The organism is Mesorhizobium sp. M8A.F.Ca.ET.021.01.1.1 (assembly GCF_003998025.1).
GTDB lineage: Bacteria > Pseudomonadota > Alphaproteobacteria > Rhizobiales > Rhizobiaceae > Mesorhizobium.
The window spans coordinates 1-2,019 of record NZ_RZSJ01000821.1 but is presented as its reverse complement, the minus strand read 5'-3'; the positions used below and the strand labels follow the sequence as shown (position 1 = coordinate 2,019).

At 65.9% G+C, this 2,019-nt stretch carries 1 protein-coding gene and 1 pseudogene; one reads left to right on the top strand and one right to left on the bottom strand.

What is annotated here, in order from left to right; all coding sequences use genetic code 11:
• Positions 1–311 precede the first annotated feature (311 nt).
• Complete coding sequence (locus EOA36_RS34340) at positions 312–1,847, top strand: acid phosphatase (protein ID WP_127281120.1); 1,536 nt, start codon at positions 312–314, stop codon at positions 1,845–1,847.
• Between the two features lie 50 nt (positions 1,848–1,897).
• On the opposite strand, the pseudogene EOA36_RS38645 reads toward EOA36_RS34340, so the two are convergent.
• Positions 1,898–2,019: pseudogene (locus EOA36_RS38645) on the bottom strand (peptidase); the annotation flags it as partial.

Here is a 2,019-nt window from a genome sequence, read left to right as displayed (position 1 = left end):
GGCTTCGGCGCGCGACAGTGGGCCGGGATGGAAGCCATCCGGCCCCGCCGAATTCGCGGGCGCGGCAAGGCCAAAGGTCGAGATCGCGGCAATGGCGATCGCCCGAATTTTCCATCGTCTTCTGGTCATGGGGCATGGTCCGCTTTGGCCCGGCAATAAGAACGCAGTGCAACGGATTGATGACCGGCTCCAGTGCTCACGAAACCGTGTTCGCCGTGGCGGCGGCTGTCACAAAGGTGACAAGGCAGCCACGTTAGCTGCCCTATGGTTCCCGCACCCCTCTAGCCACAGTCAAGCCACGAGGTCTTCCCATGACGAGGCTCAAGCTCTTCACTTCCTTCGGTCTGGCCGGTTCGGCCCTGCTTCCCCTGGCGGCCGCCCATGCCGCCCCTCCCGGCTTCGACAAGATCGACACCGTCGTCGTCATCTATGCCGAAAACCGCAGCTTCGATAATCTCTATGGCGGCTTCCCCGGCGCCAATGGCCTGGCCAATGTCTCGGCCGACCAGGCGCGCCAGCTCGACCGCGACGGCAAGCCGCTGACCGAATTGCCGCCGGCCTGGGGCGGGCTGACCGGCAAGGGCGTCACGCCCGTCGTGACGGAGGCCGAGACCGCGCATCTCGCCAACGCCGCCTTCGCCATTGACGATCCCAAGGGCTTCCATGAGGGCACCAACGTCATCACCCACGACTTGTGGCACCGCTTCTACCAGGAGCAGATGCAGATCGACGGCGGGAAGAACGACAAATTCGTCGCCTGGGCCGATTCCGGCGGCCTCGTCATGGGCCACTATGACGGCTCGAGCCTGCCGATGTGGCAGGTGGCGAAGAAATACGTGCTGGCCGACAATTTCTTCCAGGGCGCATTCGGCGGCTCCTTTCTCAACCATTTCCAGCTCGCCTGCGCCTGTACGCCGGTCTACCCGCACGCCGACACCAGTCCGATCAAGGGCCAGATCGCCGTGGTCGACGCCGACGGCACGTCGTTGAAGGTCGCCGACAATTCGCCGGCATCGGCGCTCGGCGGCGTGCCGAAATTCGTCAATGATGGCGCCATCACGCCCGATTTCCGTGCCGTCAACACCATGCAGCCGCCCTATCAGCCGAGCGCCAACAAACCGGCCGAGGGCGGCGACAAGGCGCTGGCCGACCCGGCCGCGCCGACCACGCTGCCGCCGCAGCACGACATCACCATCGGCGATCTCCTGTCGCTGAAGGGCGTCGACTGGGCCTGGTATAGCGGCGCCTGGCAGGCAACGCTGGACGGCAAGAACGCCACTCCGGTGCCGAACTTCCAGTACCACCACCAGCCCTTCAACTATTTCGCCGCTTACGCACCCGGCACCGCCGCGCGGGCCGAGCATCTGCGGGACGGTGGCCTGGATGGCGCCGAGTTCATCAAGGCGATCGACGACGGCAAGCTGCCCTCGGTGAGTTTCTACAAGCCGCAAGGCAATCTCAATGAACATGGCGGCTATGCCGACGTGGCGAGCGGCGACCACCATCTGGCCGACGTCGTCGCGCATCTGGAGAAGAGCCCGCAATGGGGCCACATGCTGGTGGTCGTCACCTATGACGAGAATGGCGGCTTCTGGGATCACGTCGCGCCGCCCAAGGCCGACCGCTGGGGCCCGGGCAACCGCATCCGGGCCTTCATCGTCTCGCCCTATGCGAGGATGGGCACGGTAGACCACACCCAGTACGACACGACGTCGATCCTGCGCTTCATCACCGCGCGCTACGACCTGCCGGTGCTGACCGGCATCGTCGCCCGCGACAAGGCGCTGGCCGCCAATGGCGAGCCGCCGATGGGGGATCTGAGCGCGGCGCTGGATCTGAGCCGGTAGGGCAGGCGGATCACGAATTTGCCGCCGCGCCGCAACGCGCGGTGGCCTTCTCAGCCGCCATTCACCAGGGCAAGAATGAGCTTTTGCAGATTGCCGCCCTGGCCGAGTTCGACGCGGTCGAAATCGCGGCTTGCCTGGCGCTGTGCCTGCGAGAGCGCGGCCAGGCGTCTGG